The 17,512-nt window shown below is 66.6% G+C and carries 5 protein-coding genes; all 5 read left to right on the top strand.

Translation table 11 applies throughout. From position 1 onward, the window contains the following. Positions 1-11 precede the first annotated feature (11 nt). Genes AB0366_RS23515 through AB0366_RS23535 form a run of 5 tightly spaced genes read left to right on the top strand, consistent with a single transcriptional unit; the run spans position 12 to position 17,500 of the window. On the top strand, positions 12-8,549 hold the full coding sequence (locus AB0366_RS23515) for an AMP-binding protein (protein ID WP_366246100.1): 8,538 nt from the start codon (positions 12-14) through the stop codon (positions 8,547-8,549). Then, positions 8,546-9,466, top strand: a complete 921-nt coding sequence (locus AB0366_RS23520) for a TauD/TfdA family dioxygenase (protein ID WP_366246101.1) — start codon at positions 8,546-8,548, stop codon at positions 9,464-9,466. The genes AB0366_RS23515 and AB0366_RS23520 overlap by 4 nt, the downstream gene beginning before the upstream one ends. Continuing rightward, positions 9,463-11,559: a non-ribosomal peptide synthetase gene (locus AB0366_RS23525; protein WP_366246103.1), complete on the top strand. Its 2,097-nt coding sequence runs from the start codon at positions 9,463-9,465 to the stop codon at positions 11,557-11,559. Before AB0366_RS23520 ends, AB0366_RS23525 begins: the two co-directional genes overlap by 4 nt. Then, complete coding sequence (locus AB0366_RS23530) at positions 11,556-15,890, top strand: condensation domain-containing protein (RefSeq protein WP_366246104.1); 4,335 nt, start codon at positions 11,556-11,558, stop codon at positions 15,888-15,890. The genes AB0366_RS23525 and AB0366_RS23530 overlap by 4 nt, the downstream gene beginning before the upstream one ends. Then, complete coding sequence (locus AB0366_RS23535; RefSeq protein WP_366246105.1) at positions 15,887-17,500, top strand: cyclic peptide export ABC transporter; 1,614 nt, start codon at positions 15,887-15,889, stop codon at positions 17,498-17,500. Before AB0366_RS23530 ends, AB0366_RS23535 begins: the two co-directional genes overlap by 4 nt. The last annotated feature ends 12 nt before the right edge of the window (positions 17,501-17,512 follow it).

Genomic DNA, 17,512 nt, shown 5'->3' on the forward strand with positions numbered 1-17,512 from the left:
AGATCTGCGAGATGAATCGATTGACCGCCGCTCAGTCGGCGATGCTGTTCGACCAGATCGCCGAACCCACGGATGTGGGGAACAACGTCGTGGCGTCGGTGATCGTTGCGAGTGCGGCATCGGCGGCCGCGCACCGATCGGCGTGGGAGGACGCACTGCGACGCCACCCGGTTCTGACGAGCCGAATTATGGCTCACGACAGCGGGTTCCGATTCCAGACGGCCGACGGGTCGATGTCGGTCGACGTTGCTCAGGTGCCCGATGTGCGTGACCGGAGTGTGCGAGAGGACCTCGCGCTTCGTGCGATGCAACCGTTCGACCTGTTCGCCGGCCCCCTCGTCCGCGCGGCGGTCCGTTGTGACGGGCACCGTGCCGTGGTGTCGCTGGTGGTCCATCACATCTTGATCGACGTCGCGAGCGCACCACTGATTCTCAACGAATACTTCGCGAACCTGCGAGCGCTCGAATTCGGCGAACCGGGAACGACGATCGATCCAGGAGCGAACTTCGAGCAGTTCGTCGATGCCGAGCAGGCCTACCTGCGATCCGCCGACGCGGAAGCAGATCGAGCGTACTGGCGTGCTGCAGTCGAGGGCTACTCGAACGATCCGCTGGCCGATCTGCCGACCTCGACCGACCCCGCTCACGACCCTCTCGAACCGTTCGTGCGGTTCGAGGCCGAGCCCGACGTCGCCGACGCTCTTCGCGCACATGCGAAGTCCGCCGGTGTGTCGCCGGCCGCACTGTTCCTCGCAGCCTTCCAGCGCGCTCTCGCCGCCGTCTCGACCTCCAGCGCCGCCGACATCGCTGTCGGAATGCCGGTGCTGCAGCGCGACGAACGACATCTGACGACGCTGGGCAGCTTCACCCAACTCGCAGTGGCGCGTTCGCGTGTGGGGCTCTCGTTCGACGACGACCTTCGGGCAGCAGGCGCGGCCATTGCGGGTGCCAGGCGCCACGGACGCCTTCCGCTCTCGGAGTACGCACAGTACGCCGACGAACCGGCACACCTGACTCGCACCACCTTTCTCTACGAGCCGTCACATCTGGCGTTCGGCACTGCCTTCGTTCTCGGCGATCGATGGGAATTCGATCTGTCGGGTTATCGGGCGAACCCGTATCCGGTGCCCTCTCAGACCGGCCAATTCGATCTGAGATTCCAGGTTGGACTGGTGCACGGAAGATATGTCTGTGCAGTGCATTTCGGACCGCGGCATCACCGTGCCGCAGTGCTGATCGCCGAACACATCCGAGACGATCTCCAGCGCATATCGGGACCGGCGTCCATCGCTTTCGTCGAACAGGGTCGCTTCGGTTCGGGTTGGGTGCATCCGGCCGATCGCGAGCCTGCCCCGCCACCTGCCGATGTGATCGCACGAATCGGAGACATCGCGCGTTCGCACCCCAACCGTTCCGCAGTGTCGTCCGGTTCGAACCGGCTGAATTACGCAGACCTGTGGCATTCGGCGAGTCGGGTGGCCCGTCTGCTGAGCGGTCGACGGGGCGAGATCGTGGCCGTGTCGATGCCGAAAGAGCCCGACGCAGTGGCCGCAATGCTCGGGGTGATGTTGTCCGGCAACGCTTTCGTCGTCGTGGATCCGACGTATCCCGAGCAGCGCCGTGCCATCATGCTCGCGGGCATCGACGTGGTCGTCGTCCCGACCGATACGAGGGGCGCGATTCCCGAGACGTTCGCAGGGGCCGTCATCGAACACGGCGGTGCGGTCGGGAGTCCCACGGCCGGTGCACTTCCGATACCCGACCGCACACCTCCGACGCGTGCTGCATACGCCGTGCACACCTCGGGATCGACCGGACGGCCGAAAAGGGTGCTCGTCGGTCGCACAGCTCTGGCGTACTCCACGGCTGCCCGCGATGTCGTGTACGACGAAGAGCCGCAACGCTTTCTGCACCTGTCGTCGCTGTCGTTCGACAGTGCATACGCCGGTCTGTTCTGGACGTTGGTGCGGGGCGGTGAGCTGTTGCTCGTCGACACCGGGGAACCGCGCTCGACCGCAGAACTGGCCGATATCGTCGCCCATCGGGGTGTCACCCACATACTTGCCATCCCGTCGCTGTACGAGGCACTGCTCGACGAGTCCGCGAGCCTGTTCTCGCTGCGACAGGTGATCGTCGCGGGCGAGGAGTGCACCGAGGCTCTGGTCGATCTACACCATGCGAGACTTCCCGGTGCCACGCTGACCAACGAGTACGGCCCGTCCGAAAGTGCGATCTGGTCGACCGCCGATCACGTCGCGGCGAGCGAGCCGGTCACGATCGGGCGAGCAGTCCCCGGTATCGGTACTCGCGTGGTCGACGAGTCCGGTCGCCCGGTCCCGGCAGGCACGCTAGGAGAACTTCACCTGACCGGCACACTGGCATACGGATACGACGGCGACCCGCGCGCAACGGCCGACAAGTTTCGGCCCGATCCGTGGGGGACCGGCGGACGGCGGGTGTACGCAACCGGGGATCGAGTGCGGATCGGATCCGACGGTCGGCTGTTGTTCGACGGCCGAGTCGACGAGCAGTTCAAGATCTCCGGGTTTCGTATCGAACCGCGCGAGGTCGAAGCGGTGGTGCGTCGGATCACCGGGCATCAGTGCGTCGCGGGTGTCGCGACGGGGCCTGGTGGACGCCGCGACCTCGTCATCGCCGTCGACGATGCCGTGTTCGCAGACATGGATGTCGAAGCGATGCTCTCGCGCATTCGCGAGGAGGTGCCTGCACATCTCGCGCCGCGCGCTGTGCGGGTCGTCGAGTCCATCCCGCGCAATGTCAACGGCAAGGTGGACAGGCGTGCGGTTGCGGCATTGTTGTCCGAGGTCGCGGTCCCGACGACCGAGCGCGATGCGGCCGATGTGCCCTCGACCGACACCGACGGCCTACTCCTGGATGCGGTTCGGCATGCGTTGTCGCGAGACGTCGACGCGAGTCGAACGTTCGTCGAGCACGGCGGTGACTCGATCGCCGCTATGCGGGTCGTGGGATTTCTGCACCGACGGGGTGTGCAGCTGTCACCTCGCCGACTTCTGGCACCGGTACCGCTACGCGAACTGTCACTCGTCGCCGGACAGGAGGTGGTTCCCTCGGTCCGGCCCACCGGCGATCGGACGGATGCGCTCGCCACCAGCCGTGCTCAACGAGCGATGCTCCTGCAGACCGCGCAGGCGTCGTCCCCGGGGGTCTACGTCGAGCAGTTGGTGCTCGAACTGTCGGGTGATGTCGACCTGGTCCGGCTCGCCGCCGCGTGGCGAGCCGTGTTCGACGCCTTCCCTGTCCTCGGTGCGCACGCCACTGCGGCCCCGTACCTCACCCTCGACACCGGACGAGCAGGCACCGTTCCGATCGACGTCCGCCACGAGGTCGTGAATTGGACCGACGTGCTGACCGAAGATCGTGCGCGCGGCTTCACCCTGCCGGTCGACCCGCTCTCGCGGGTGCTGATCGCGCCTCACGCGGAAGGTGTGCGGGTCCTGTGGACTCATCACCACGCAATCGCCGACGGTTGGTCCCTTCCGGTGATAGTCGGCGGCCTCGCGGCCGCGTACCGCTCGGGCGACGTCGGCGAAAGGCAAGCCGGATTCGAGTTCTCGGCGGACGAGTCCGTTGCTGCCCATCGATCGAGTGCACGCCCTCTGGTGGAGAGGCTGACCTCGCCGACGGAGCTCGAACTCGGTGCCACCCGGACCCACACCATCACTCCACCGGTCGATCTCGATGTCGTGGCCGACCGACTCGGCATCACGGAGGCCGCACTGGTCAACACGGTGTGGTCGTTGGTGCTCGGAAGTGTCTTCGGAGTGCAGACCGTCGAGCACGGCATGGTCGGCAGCGGCCGTCACATCGGTACACCGGGGATGGATCGCGCGGTGGGGATGTTCGTGCGGATCGACCCGATCGCCTCGACGTGGACCGACGTCACCGAACTCGCCGACCTCGGTGCTCTGGTCGCCGATCAGGTGGCCGCCGCGATGGACGGACCTGTTGCCACCGGGTGGGCACCGGAGACCCTCGTCGTCGTCGAGAACTATCCGCTCGATCCGTCGGCGCTCTCGTTCGGACCAGGGATCGAGACGGCATCGGTGGAGCTCGTCGAACAGACCGAGTTCGCACTGGTTCTGCAGTACCGGACATGGCCGACGAGCGCGCTGCATCTGCACGTCGATACCACGAGGGTCTCGCCGGCAGCCGCAGGAGCCGTGGCTCGACGAGTTCGAGCCGTGCTGTCGGGGCTGGCCACTGCCACGGGTGATACTCCGGTGGCGGCGATCCTCGCCGCCCCCGTGCACCGAGAGATCGATCACGCTGTGGAACAATCGGTTTCGGTGGTCGAGAGATTCGCCGAGAACGCGCGGAACCATCCCGCTCGGGTCGCCCTGGTCGACGGTCGCGTCCGCTCGACCTACGCCGAACTGGACGAGCTTCGTAGAGACGACGCGGCTCGATTGCGTGCCATCGGTGTCGCGCCAGGGCACGTGGTGGCCGTGCACGCACCGGCGTCCGTGTCGCTGGCCCGTACGCTTCTCGCGATCGCGACCGTGGGTGCCACCTGGCTGGTCGTCGACGACGACCTTCCGGCCCAGCGAATCGACGCCATGCTCGCCCGATCCGGTGCGCACTGGTCGTTGGTGCCGGGCGAGCGGGCCGTGCGGTCGACCGTGGCGCTGCCGCCGAGGTCCGAGGCGAGCTCGGCCGATCATCTCGCGTACCTGATCTTCACGTCCGGCACCACCGGTGAGCCCAAGGTGATCGCTGTGGAGCACGGCGCACTTGCTCGCCATCTTTCCGGTACGTGCGCGCGTTTCGACTATCGGCCGACCGACGTCGTGTTGGTGTTCGGCTCCGTGGCGTTCGATGCGTCGCTCGAACAGTTGTTGGGTGCACTGTATGTCGGTGCAACGGCGGTGGGCAGACCGAAGGACATCGTTGCGCCGACCGAACTCGCACAGTTCCTGAACGACTTCGCCGTCACCGTGTTCAACCCGCCCACGGGCTATTGGACCCAGTTCACCTCCGCTGCGCTGCCCCCGACCGTGCGCACGGTCATCGTCGGGGGAGAGGCGTTGCCTGCGTGGGCAACTCGCGTACCGGACGGGGTGGCGCTCTGGAACGCATACGGCCCGACGGAGGCGGTGGTGACGGCGCTCGCCCACCGCGTCGACGGCCGCGCGATCGATCCACTCCCGATCGGCACGTCGCAGCCGGGCCGCGGTGCGGCGGTCCTCGGCCCCGATCTGCTGCAGGTCGCCGACGGCGTGATCGGCGAGATCTGGCTGACCGGCATTCTGGCCGCAGGCTATCTGGGAGACCCCCGAAGCACGGCCGATGCGTTCCGGCCGAACTCGGCCACCGGAGCATCGGCGGGCGAACGGATGTATCGCACTGCAGATCTGGGGTTCAGGGCTGCCGACGGTTCCATCACGTTCGTCGGCCGGGTCGACCGTCAGGCGAAGGTCCGAGGATACCGAGTCGATCCGGCCGAGATCGAGACCGCGGCGGTTGCAGTGGACGGCGTGGTCTCGGCGCGCGCACTGCTCGTAGCACCCAGCGACGGTGTGGCGGTGCGCATCGAATGCGTTGTCGTGGTTCGAGACAGGGACGCTCGGTCCGTTCGTGCGGCAATGGGAACCACCCTGCCTGCCCATCTGGTGCCGTCGCGTGTGCACGTGGTCCCCGAGTTGCCGCTGACCCGAAACGGGAAAGTGGACGACGTCGCGTTGCGGACTCGGATTCTCGCCGGTACCTCAGCCGTGGGTGACCCCGGCGACGCCGCCGACATCGACGGGATCGTCACCTCGGCGGTGCGGGAGGTTCTCGGAGTCACCGATCGAAACGTCGGGTTCGTCTCCGCCGGAGGCGATTCGCTGCGTGCGCTGGAACTGTCGGCGATAGTGCGGCGCAGCGGTGTCGTACTCGACGTACGGGTAGCCCTCGCCGACGGCACCGTCGATGCCCTGGTGGCAACCGCATCCGTCGACCCGTCTGCCATGGCCGACGGTACCCAGCCGAATCGCAGCCGACTCCTACCGCCGGCAGTGCACTGGTTCAGCGATCGCGTGTCGAGTGAGCCGATCGCACAGTGGAACATGGCAATTCGGCTCGATCTGGATTTCCTGCCGGACAGTGCCCACGTGGACGCGGCAGTAGCGGAGGTGCTTCGCGTACACCCGATGCTTCGCGTCCGACTCGAAGAAACGGACTCGGTTCGGGAGTTCGTTCTCACGGAGGCATGCCCTGTTCTGTTCTTCTTCGACACGGTCGAACACGAAGTGACGAACGCGTGCAAGCGGGTGTTCAACCGGTTGACCGGCCGAGTCGGCATCGACAACGGCACACCGATCGGTTTCGGTGTCGTCCGAGCGATGGACTCGGGTGCGGCCACGATCATCGTGTTGGCGCATCACCTCGTCATGGATGTCGTGTCCCTGCACATCGTTGCGGGCGACCTGATCGAGGCCATCGCTCACGGCAACGACGGCGCTCGTCTTCCGTCCGAGCGCACCAGCGTGCACGAGTGGGTGCAATGGCTGGCCTCCGACGCGAGCGCGCCCGGTGCGTACGAGCGATGCCGCGCGGCCTATCGAGGACTGACGGCGACGGGCGCTGATGCCGGACGCGTCGACCCGGGCACCGAGGGCGACGCGGTGTCGGTGCACCGAAGTGTTCCCGCCGCGGTGATCGACGCGGCGACGGCAGCGATCGGTGCCAGCGTCGAGGAGATCCTGCAGTCGGCGGCGGTCACGGCGTATGCCGAGACAGCAGGCGCATCGCCGGTCGTCATCGAAGTCGAGACGCACGGACGTGAGCTCGATGCGGAGGGTATCGATCTCACCCGAACCGTCGGGTGGTTCACCGGACTGTCCGCGGTTCCGGTGCACCCCGCGACACCGGGCGAGCAGATCTCCGAGATCCGCGCAAGGAGAACGTGTCTCGGCGCGACCGGCCAGCTGCCCACGGTCCTGCGGTACGTCCTCGGGTCGGATCCGTGCCCGGGACTGCGTCCACACATCGGCGTGAATTACGTCGGGAGACTCGACGCCGATCGGACGGGCTCGGCGGGTGCGTACGGCGAGGGGCACCTGCGTGCCGCGCACGCTGCGCGACCGGTCGCCGTACAGATCGACGCCTGGTTCAGAGGCGGGGAATTCGTCGTGGCGGTCGAACACGTGGACGGGGAGTCGGCGGAACTGGTCGCGGATGCGATCGTCGCGGCGGTGACAGCCGCGACGACGGCCCGGCCGATTGCAGTCGAGGCAGGACTGTGTGCGATCGATCTGCGCGGCAACACGATCGACGACGTACTTGCTTCCGGGCCTGTCGAGGCCCTCGCGCCGCTCACCGAGGTACAGGAGGCGATGTACCTGCGCAGCGGTTCCGATCCCGCTGCTGCGTACGTCGAGCAGATCGTCCTGAGGCTGCCGGACGGCGTGGAGGTCGACCGCCTGTGCGCAGCCGTCCGATCCGCGGTCGCGGTGATGCCCCTTCTACGCGGCGACATCGTATGGGAGGGGCTCGCCGATCCCATCCTGGTGGTGCGAGCGCACGCCGAACCGGTCTTCGTGTCCGACACCCTCGATGCCGGGATCGAAGTCGATTCTCTTGCAGAAGGTTCCGCGCTCTTTCGGGCCACCATCTCGAACGGTGCACTGGCCCTGACCTTCCATCATCTCGTCGCCGATGGCTGGACTGTCCGAATGCTGCTGCAGCACATAAACGATCACTATTTGGATCGCCCCGTGCCGACGGACGCCGATCACCGGATGCTCCTGCACATGGTGGTATCGGCGAATCGGCACCGGCCCCCCTCCCTCGACCGTTCCCCGGCCACGCTGCTGCCACCACTCGATCCGGACGCACCCGCGGCGGGCCACGGGAACATCGATCTGACCCGCTCTGTCGAACCGGGGGCTGCTCGGCAGCTCCGGCGGGCCGCCGCCCGACGCGGTGTCACTCTGGCATCACTTGCCCACGCCGGCTGGGCACTGCTGCTCGGCCGGTCCGGTCGGCACGTGCGGTTCGGCAGTGTGGGACAACACCGTCCGGCGGGCCACGACGATGCGCCCGGCATGTACATCGAAACCCGCACGCTGGACGTGCGACTGCCCGCCGATGTCGACGTTCTGCTGAAGTCGATGCACAGCGCTCTGCGAACAGAGGCCGAATCCAATGTGCACGAACATGATCCAAATGATGCCGTCACCGCCGGTGTCGGTGCCATGTACGAGACCGCGGTCATAGTCGACGACGCGCGAGGAACCGGTTCGGCCGCAGAGTTTCTCGGTCGCCCCGTCGATGTGCTGTCGACCCGTGAACGCACGGGCCTTGCGCTGACCGCGTCGGTGATCGACCATGGCGGCGCGTCGGGCATCGAGGTGACCCTCAACTGCGATCTGGAGCAGGTGACCGAGCAGGACGGACACCGCATCCTGAGTGATCTTCTCGCGATCCTGGCCGAGCTCGCCGAGCCTGCCGATTCCACGGACCGACGCGTTCCCGATCTGCCCATCAGCACCACAGCCGACTCTGCACCGAGGAGCACACGTTGACCACCACCACCAGCACGGCGATCGACGTCGGGGCCGACGCGACCGCGTGGATCGATTCTCATCTGATCGAACTCCGCGAGATTCTCACGACCGAGGGCGTGCTGCGTCTGCGCGGTCTCGGAGAGGCAGTTCGCGAGTTCGACGCGATCACCGAAACCGTGACGGGTGCTGCGCCACTCGAGTACCACGGCGGCGCAACGCCGCGTACCCGAATCGATCGAAACGTGTACTCGTCCACGGATTTCCCGTCCGAGTATGCGATCGATCTGCACTCGGAGATGGCGTACTCACGTACCTGGCCGCTCTATCTCGCATTCTGCTGTGCGCAGCCTCCACGTTCGGGCGGGGCCACCCCGCTTGCATCGACGGTGGAGATCGCCGAGCGAATTCCGAGCGCGCTTGCCGAGCGGCTCCGTCTCCTCGGCATCCGGTACCGGCGCGCCTTTCACCCGCTGCTCGGCACCGACTGGCGCAGCGCATACGGCGTGAACGATGAGGCCGAGCTTCTCGACGCTGCCGCCCGACGCGGAGAGGACGTGCGGATCGACGGTGACGTCGTCACGTCGTCGTGGACCCTGCCTGCGTACCGAGACTGCGAGGGCGGCGTCGAGTCGTGGTTCAACCAGATGGTCGCGTTCAACGTGCGCACGCTGCCGTCAGGGGTGCGAGAGGACTTGCTCGACGTCGTGGGTGAGGACGGAATTCCCAAGAACACTCTGCTCGGTGACGGCACGCCGTTCGTCGAATCCGACATCAGCGCGGTACGCGACGCGGTCGACGCGACATCGACCGCTGTGCCCTGGGCGGCAGGAGATCTGACCATCGTCGACAATCGCCGCTTCGCACACGGACGGCAGCCGTACACCGGCTCCCGGGAGGTGCGGGTGTGCATGACCGGAGAGGGGAGTTGGGTATGACCGCCGATACGTTGTTCGCTCGATTGGCCGGGGCCTGGGTCGCGGTCGACGACAGTGCGGGCCACGAACCGAACGGGGTGACGGCGCACGTGGCCGACACCTCCGTCGATGCTGTCGAGGCCGCCGTCCATGCTGCGCTGACACCGTTTCTGTTGGGGGAAGGCAGTATCGGTTCGCTGCGGACGACGCGTACCGGTGCCGGTTGGGTGGTGGACGCCGGTGACATCACCATCACGGCCACATCCGAACGGGTGGAGGTCTCGGGGCAGGCGGACGGGTGGACACTGGATTCGTTGGTCGCGCACTCCATCGCGACCGAAACGGCACGCCGACTCGACGCGGGTATCGCCGGTCACGTGCCCTTGCCCGCGGCGGAACAGTTCGAGAACGTCGATGTCGTTGAGCGCATCCGCACACATGCCCGAATCACACCCGACCGCACTGCAATTCGTTCCCTTGCCGCGGCTGTCGAGTATGCGGACCTGGTCCGCGCCGCCGAGGTGCGTGCCGACGAACTCGATGCATCACGAGCCGGTCAGGTGGTTGCGGTGCGATTCGATCGGTCGATCGGTTCGGTGGTGGAACTGCTCGGAGCCCTGATCTCGGGGCGCGCCTATCTTCTGTTGTCCTCCGACGACGAATCTGGTTATGCCCGTATGGCATCGACCATCGCCTCGGATCAGGAATCGGCCTCCGGCGGGTTCGATCGAACGTCGGCCTCCGCCGCCGCGTACGTGCAGTTCACGTCGGGAACGTCGGGGAAGCCGAAGGCGATCGTCGTCGAACGGGCTCAGTTGTCGGCCTACTGCGCTTTTCTCGAGGCCGAGAACCTCTGCGGCCCAGGGGTGACCATGCCGGTCCTCAGCGCTCCCGAATTCGACGCCATCGTCAAGCAGATCTGGGGGCAGCTCACCGCCGGGGGCACGGTGGTGCTGCCCGAGTCGGGCGACGTACTACGGGAGATCGACCGCGCCGCTGCGATCGACAACGTGTCGATCAACACGGTGCCGGCCGTGTGGAATCAGTTCCTGGACGTGGCGACGCACCGTCCGATCACGACGCAGGGAACGCTACTGCTCGGTGGTGAGGCGCTCGATCCGGTTCTGGTCGACCGCACCCGGGCTCTGTGGCCGGGCGTACGTATCGTCAACCTGTACGGACCGTCCGAATGCACCTCCAACGCAACGTGGTTGCGCGAGGTCATCCGCAGGCGCGATCGCACGCCCATCGGCGCAGCGATCCGTGGTTCGGTCGCAGTGGTACTCGATGACCGCCTCACCCCAGTACCCGTAGGCGCTGTCGGGACCCTGCACATCGCGGGCGACAGCGTTGCGCGGGGTTACCACGGCGACACGCGTCGCACCGCGGCCTCGTTCCTGCCCATGGCAGTGGACTGCGGAACCGGATCGGGCACCAGGATGTACGCGACCGGCGACCGGGTGCGAGCCACGTCCGACGGGCTGGTCTATCTCGGCCGTACCGATGCCGAAGTGAAGGTCAACGGAGTCCGCACCGACCTCGAGGCTCTGCGCAACGATATCGCCGTCGTCCCGGGGGTGACGAGAGCCGCTGTGGTCGTGGTGGACGGCGGGGTCGAAGTCGTCGTCGAATGCGCACCGCAACAGCGGGACGATGTGGTCGGATCGGTGCGAGAACGAATCGACACCACCTGGCGACGCGAATTGCGCACCAGCCGGGTGCGTTGGGTGGCCGAGATTCCTCGTACCGAGGTGGGCAAGGTCGACGTCGCGGCCCTCGCTCGGCACGCGGACCGGCCGGCTGTGTCGGAAGGCCTCGAACCGACGGCGGCAGCGGCATCGCCCGCGCCGCCGCACCGCGTCCTCGAGACGATCTGGACGTCCGTGCTCGGATCCGAGCCGACTCGGTCGTCATCCATCGTTGCGCTCGGCGGCGATTCGATGAAGCAGCTCAAGATCGTCGCGCTCTACCGGCGCATCCTCAAAGTGGATGTCTCGCTTCAGGATTTCAAGCAACGCGACACCCTGGGTGAACACGAGGACCTGCTCCTCGAGCGCGTGGACGTTGCTCACCTCGACCGAATGGCAGCATCGTTGAACGGGGCGAAACGGTGAGCGACATCGACCTCCTCCTCGCTGTTGCAGACACGGGGGTCGACGCGAAGGAGGCCGCAGATCTGCGGGCACCGAGCCCGTACCAGGAACGGCTCTGGAGAGCGCACTGCGCTGCACCGTCGACCGCATATTCGGTGCCGTGTGTGTTCGATCTGGACGGCGGAGACAGCGCACGGGTGCTCGCGGCGATCCTCGAGGTCCTGGCAGCGCACGACGTGTTCGCCACGCGCATCGTCGACGCGGCCGGCCCCGGCTTCGCGCTCGAACCCGTCGGTCCGATCGTTCCCGAGATCGCTGTCGTGGCCGACATGGACGCCGCGACCGAGGAACTGCTTGCGCGTGGGTGGTCGAGCGGACCGTTGGTGCGGGTCGCCCTGTTTCGCCGAGAGGGACGCTCGGACCGCATCGCCATGGTGTTCCACCATGCCGTGATCGACGGCCATTCGGTGTCGCTCCTGATCACCGATATCGCCCGGGAGCTCGGCGAACCGGGTGCGTCCTCGATGCGGACTCGTCCCCGGTACCGCGATGTTGCCCGCGTTCGGCGTTCGTCGAGGTCGTGGTGGACGGACCACCTGTCCACGGTGCCGTATCACCGCGCCTGGCGGCCGTCCGAGCCCGGCGAACCCGTCGTCAGCCGTGGCCCGGTGAAGGCCGGTCGCCGGGATGCCACGAGCTGGTTCACTGCAGTGGCCGTCACGCTGTCGAGGCTTTTGGGCTCGGAGGTTCTGTGCCTGTCGGTGCCACTGGCCAACCGTCGACAGGTCGAGGAATTCGACGTGGTCGGCCCACTCGTTAGCACCGTGCCTCTGGTCGTCGAGGTGTGCGAGTCCGACAGTCTCGGCACGGTTCGTAGCCGCATCGAAGCACTGGTCGAGGATGCGAGCGGGCATGCAGATGTGGATCTGGCAGGCGTGGTCGCCGACCTCCGCCGCGATGACCCCGAGTTCTTTCTGCCGACCGAGGTGTTCGTCAACGTCCAGAGCGTAGATCGATCCGACATCGCGCTGGGCGGCGCGACAGCTCGGCCTGTCGCAGTGCACACAGGTGAGATGAAAGCCGCACTGACGTTGAGTATCTCGGCGACCGAATCGCCGGAGGTGCAGATCGAGTCGGCGCTGCCGGGTTGGTCGGCGGTGACACACGACGGCATTCGAGACGTCCTGCTCACCGTGCTCCACGCAGATTCGTCCGTGTCCGTCGCGGAACTCTCGGTCGGACTCACGGGTAGGACGGCGTCTCGATCGACGCTCGACACCTCGATTCTCGCGCCGCTGCTGTCCGCGACAGACGATTCCCGAGTAGCGCTGGTGGCACCCGATCGCACCCTCACGCGTGCGGAGCTGGTTCGGGAAATTCGAGTGCGCGCAGGAGTTCTGACGCAGCACGGCGTGGTCCGCGGAGACGCAGTCCTGTTGTCGGTCGAGCGTGACCACGAGTTCGTGGCATGGGCTGCGGCGATCATGGCGCTCGGAGCAGCCTATGTTCCGGTGGACACTCGGCACGGAGCAGCCCGCATCGCTTCCATTGCGGCACAGTCGAATGCGAAGTCGGGTGTGTTCTCGGACGCCGCCGATGCTCCGCCCGGTCTCGACGCGATCGACCGCGAACCGGTGGTTCCCGAGGTCGATGCGGTCGAGCTGCCGACTGTCGTGTCAGGTCTCCCCGCGTACGTCATCTTCACCTCGGGCACCACCGGCACTCCCAAGGGTGTCCCGGTCACTCACGCCAATCTGTTGGCGCTGCGCGATGCCACCGCGTCGATCATCGAGCCGAGCGACATCGTCTCCGCCGTGCACGCGTTCACCTTCGACTTCAGTGTCTGGGAGATATGGACGGCGCTCTCCCGCGGGGCGCGCGTCGTTATCTACGAGGAGGACGTCGCTCGCGACCCCTTCGAATTGGCCGTGCGGCTGAACGCGGACAGTGTGAGCGTTGTGTCGCTGACGAACTCGGCGTTCGGGTCGCTCATTGCGGCGCGGCCGGTTCTGCCGTCGCTGCGACGCGTGGTGCTCGGCGGGGAACAGGTCTCGTCCGGCTACGTGCAGCAGTGGCTCGACGCAGTCGAACACCCTGCGGGGAGCGTCGAAGTCATCAACATGCTCGGTGCCACCGAGACCACGGTGCACACCACTCGGCGGGTGGTCACCAGGACCGATCTCGAGGCCTCCGCCGTCCAGGTGGGGGAACCGCTCGCACATCTCGACGTCGTCGTGATCGACGCGGCCGGGCGGGCACTGCCGAGGGGCCTCGAAGGCCAGATCACCGTTCGTGGTGCAGGTCTGGCTCTCGGCTATCTCGGACGCGGTCGATTGACAGCGTCACGCTTCGTTCCCGATCCGTTCCCCGATGCTCTGCCCGGTTCGAGGCTCTACCTCACCGGCGACAAGGGCCGGTGGCTCGCACCACGGGAACTGCACGTCGACGGTCGCATCGACTCCCAGGTGAAGGTTCGCGGACACCGGATCGAAACGGCCGGTGTCGAGGCCGTACTCGAGCAGGTCCCCGGCGTTCGGCGGGCCTGCGTCGTCGCCCACGAGAACCGTCTGCTCGCGTTCGTCGACGCCGCCGACGACTGCGTGGATCTGTACGCCGGTGCAGCCTATGGCCTGGCTGCCTACGAGGTACCCGACCGAATCCATCGCGTGCGCGAGTTCCCGGTGACGGTCAACGGCAAGCTCGATCGGCGAGTGGAGTCACTGACTGCTGTGGCGCTCCCGCCGGAGGTGAGGCAGCGTGACGAATCGGATTCTGCCCGAGGGTGGTTCGAGCGCGCACTCACCGATGCGCTGGGAGTTCGGTCGCACGACGAAGACCGGTCGTTCCTGGCCAACGGCGGCGATTCGATTCTCGCGGTCCGCCTCGTCAGCGATGCCCGCTCGCGTGGAACAGAACTCGGAATCGGCGATGTACTCGGCGCATCGAGTCTGAGAGAACTTGCCGCACTCGTTGCAGATCGTGGGCCCAGGACCGAGCCCGAAGACGAAGAGCTGCTGCCGTTCTCGCTGATCGACGCCGAGGTTCGTGATGGCCTGCCCTACGACGTGGCCGATGCGTACCCGTTGTCGGCAGCGCAAGAGGGCATGTTGTTCCATATTCGCTCCGATTCGGCCGTTGGGGTCTACCACAACACGGTCAGCGTGCGCATTCGCGGTGGGCTCGATCCGTTGGCGTTTCGAGTGGCACTCGCCGATACCGTGCGCAGGCACGAGGTGCTGCGCACCTCCGTCGACGAGTGGAGTGCAGCGGAGCCCCTGCAATTGGTGCATCGGCACGTGGCCACACCCCTGTCGGTGGTTTCGGTGCCTGCCGGTTCGGACGCCGATGCGGTGATCGACGAGATCGTCTCCGCGGAACGGGTGCGCCCGTTCGACCTCGACCGGGCACCGCTGTTCCGCCTCACGCTGGTTCGCGTCGCGCCGGGGGAGGACCAGCTGATCATCAGCGACAGCCACCTCGTACTCGACGGGTGGAGTTGGACCTCGACACTGGCCGAGGTCGTCGACCGACACAACGCTCTGCTCCGACGAGATCAGGCGTACGACACCCGCTACCCACCCGTACCCGTCAAGTTCGTCGACTACGTTGCAGCAGAACGACGTGCGCAATCGTCCGCAGCGACATCGCAGGCCTGGGCCGAGCACCTGCGCGGCGTCCGGCCGCGCCGGGTAGCCGATGTTCGCAGCATCGGTGACAGAGACGTCCGGCGCACCGAGATCGATGCCGACGCTCTGCGTGAACGTGCCGCAGCAGCAGGTATTTCGGTTCGTCACCTCGCGATGGCCGTGCACGTTCACGCGCTGGCCGATGTCTTCGGCGATCGTGAACTGGTCACCGGTACAACCGCGAACGGCCGGCTCGAGCGCGAGGGCGGTGTCGACGCCCGCGGGATGTTCCTGAACATGCTGCCGCTGCAGTTGCGTGCCCTGGCCGATCCGATCGCCACAGCAGAGGAATGCGCCCGCACCGAGGCAGCCTTGATGCCGCACCGACGCCTGCCGAACGTGGACATCACGACGGCCGTCGGCAAGGGACCGTTGTTCGACTACGGATTCAATTTCGTTCGTTTCCATCGTCTTTCGGACATCGAGAAGACGCACACCTTCGGATCGAAAGACGACGATTCCCACTTCTCGCAGGAGGACACCGACTTCGCCCTGATGGCGACGTTCTCGATACACCCACCCGAGCATCGGCTCGCGTTGATGCTCGTCGTCGACACCGCCCGTGTGTCACCGCCGCGGCACCGACGGATCATCCAGGCGTACCGCGCAGCACTGGCCGACGCGGCGACAGCGGTCGACGCCACCGAAGGAGACACCTCGTCATGAAAACATTGCTCGCAGTTCTACTTCGAGGCGGTCGCGGAATCTCGGCCCTGGCCGTGATTGCGGGAATCGTCACCGGTGTTGCCACCATCGTCATGGTTGCGACCATCACCAGCGCGGTGACCTCCGACACCGGACTCGACGCACTGGCACCGTTCGTCGCGGCGGCCGTGGCGGTACTGCTGTCCGGTGCGTTGGCCTCGAACGCGTTGGTGCGGGTGACACAGAAGTCGGTCGACCGACTGCGCACGAAGCTCGTCGACGACCTTCTGTCGGTGCCGCTGCGCGGATTCGAGTCGTTCCGCACGGCCCGCGCAATGGCGGTGCTCACCGAGGACCTCGCCGCGGTGGGGCAGGCCGTCCAGTCCTTGCCGTTGCTGCTCATCAACTCGGTGATCGTCATCTGTGCACTGGGGTACGTGGGCATACTCTCGCCCATTGCGCTGGGAGTGTTGGTGATCGTCATCGTCGTCGGCGGCAGTGCGTACGCGTTCGCGAACGGCAAAGCCGGAGCTCACATGTACCGAGCCCGGGAAGCTCAGGACGGACTGCACGAGACCTACCAGGCCATCACGCACGGCTTCAAGGACGTCAAGCTCAGCTCCCGGCTGAGGGCATCCCTGGTGGAGCAGGACCTGCGTCGGCAATCGGCCGACTACGCGCGCAGTGTCGTCAGAGGTTCCACCGTCAGCCTCGTCACGGGGTACTGGGGGCAGATGCTCTTCCTGGCGTGCGTCGGTGCCGTCGCCTTCGGCGGGGACGCCCTCGGTATTCCGGCGCAGGATCGGGTCGGTGTCGCACTGGCGGTTCTGTACCTCAACACCCCGCTCGTCACCGTGCTCAACATCGGACCGGTTCTGTCGCGTGCCGTCGTGGCACTGCGCCGAATCGGCGAGGTCGCGACACTGCGCGAGGACAGCGAAACTGTCGTCGACGTCGAGCGGCCCGCCGTGGTCGACGAGATCGGCGTCGAGGGTATGACATTCGCGTACGACGCTGCCTCGCCAGGGGAGGCCTTCGCGATCGGACCGGTGACACAGCGCTTCGCCCGCGGCACCATCACCTTCCTCGTGGGCGGAAACGGCAGCGGCAAAAGCACATTGGGCCGCGTACTGGCCGGGTTGTACACCCCGGACGGTGGATCGCTCGAGGTCGACGGCAGTGCCCTCTCACCGAACGAGATCGTCGCCTATCGGGAGAACGTCTCGGCTTGCTTCGCCGACTCGTACGTGTTCGGTCGGTTGCGCTCGGCCGATCCCGAGGTCGCCGCGCGTGCCCGCTACTGGCTGCGCGAGCTCGGTCTAGACCCGGTCGTAGAGCTCGACGGGGAACGGCTGATCTTCGAGGGGCTCTCGAGCGGACAGCGCAAGCGGCTGGCCCTGGTGGAAACGCTGGCCGACCCGCGCGATGTCGTGGTGCTCGACGAGTGGGCCGCAGAACAGGATCCGGAGAACCGCCACCGCTTCTACACCGACATCCTTCCGCGCATTCGCGACGAAGGCCGCATCGTGATCGTCGTGACCCACGACGATCGCTACTTCGACCTGTGCGATCACCTCGTCAAACTCGAGCGGGGCGCGCAGGTGTTCGTCGACCAGCCCGTACACAACTGACGCAAGCCATCA

This window comes from Rhodococcus sp. NPDC076796 (assembly GCF_040702765.1).
Lineage (GTDB): Bacteria > Actinomycetota > Actinomycetes > Mycobacteriales > Mycobacteriaceae > Rhodococcoides.

Excerpts from the sequence above, each read along its gene's own strand:
- AB0366_RS23515 (WP_366246100.1), top strand. The coding sequence starts at position 12 with ATGAATCGATTGACCGCCGCTCAGTCGGCGATGCTGTTCGACCAGATC.
- AB0366_RS23525 (WP_366246103.1), top strand. The coding sequence starts at position 9,463 with ATGACCGCCGATACGTTGTTCGCTCGATTGGCCGGGGCCTGGGTCGCG.
- AB0366_RS23535 (WP_366246105.1), top strand. The coding sequence starts at position 15,887 with ATGAAAACATTGCTCGCAGTTCTACTTCGAGGCGGTCGCGGAATCTCG.